The organism is Sporosarcina sp. NCCP-2716 (genome assembly GCF_023707985.1).
Taxonomy (GTDB): Bacteria; Bacillota; Bacilli; order Bacillales_A; family Planococcaceae; genus Sporosarcina.
Map to the genome: position 1 here is coordinate 1 of NZ_BRCF01000016.1, position 1,205 is coordinate 1,205.

Annotated in this window: 1 protein-coding gene and 1 pseudogene; both read right to left on the bottom strand. The window is 49.7% G+C overall.

Annotated features, from left to right (window positions below; genetic code table 11):
- Positions 1-717 (bottom strand): IS21-like element helper ATPase IstB (istB, locus tag NFU03_RS15635; RefSeq protein ID WP_251640058.1); only part of this gene is annotated, 717 nt, incomplete at its 3' end.
- A pseudogene (locus NFU03_RS15640) lies at positions 714-1,205 on the bottom strand (IS21 family transposase); the annotation flags it as partial. The pseudogene NFU03_RS15640 and the gene istB, both read right to left, overlap by 4 nt.

The following is a 1,205-nucleotide window of genomic DNA, read 5'->3' on the forward strand; positions in this document are numbered from 1 at the left end:
CTGATTTAATAATGATTCTTTGTGCCGAAAGCTTTCTCGATTAAATACAAGTAAGTGAGAGTAGTGAATCAGGCGGTCAATAAAAGCTTCTGTCAGGATCGGATCGCCAAAGATATGATTCCATTGCCCGAATTGGAGATTCGTCGTGACGATGACGCTCCGCTGCTCGTAACACAAGTTGATCACTTGGAACAGAAGCTCCGCTCCTTGCTTGTGAAGCGGGACATAACCCAGCTCGTCGAGAATTAAAAGATCCAGTTGTTCGATTTGCTTATATAGCTTCCCAAGTTTCCCCTTCTCATTCGCTTCTAATAGCTGGTTGACCAGCTGGGCCACTGTGTAGAAACGAACCTTACGCTGCTTCTCATGAATCGCATTCCAGCCGGCCATAGAGGCAAGTAACGTCTTTCCCACTCCTACACCGCCGTAAAGGATCAGATTCTCTTTCCGTTCGATGAAATGGCCCTGAAGGACGTCGTCTCTCGTCAGGTCGCCATTCATATGAATGCCATCCCAATTGAATTGTCTGCCGGATATGTCTGGCAGGCAAGATTGTTTGACCAACAATCCGAGCTTCCGTTCCTCGCGTTGTGCAATTTCATGTTCAAATAGTCGGAGAAGGAATTCCTCCTGAGAATCAGCTTTTACTTCCTGATAGTGTTCACGTATCCAACTGAGCTTCAGACGCTTGGCATGCTCCTCGATCTGGTCCCTCATGAGTGATCACCCCCTGTCGCAGCCATCAGGTCATCGTAGTGTTTGAGCCCGCGTTCGGCACGCTGTGCCATCGGTAGATGGCTGGTTCCCTTCGACAGTGAAAGGGTCGGGCGTACGCCGCGTCCGTTGCGTAGTTGGTAATACACGTGCTTGATGGTATCTGAGCTTGGATGGCCGTGCTCGGAGGCCATCCTGAGAGCTTCTGTCGGTTTGCTGAAGTCTCGCTCTTTCAAGAGGATGGAGAGAAGCCGCAAGGCTGCTTTCTTTTCTTCCACCGTACAGGCCTCCAAATAGACTCTCCATTCTTCTGGCAACTCGTCGAAGAACGTCGTGTATTTGAGTGCTGTGGGGCGTTTTGCCATCAAGTGCAGGTAGGGCTGCCAGTCCATGCTCGTCTTCTTGTCATCGCCATATAATCTAGGATGTGTAGTGACCACCTCATTGCTGTCCGTCAGAATGCGTACTTGATCAAAGCTGAGACGTACAGA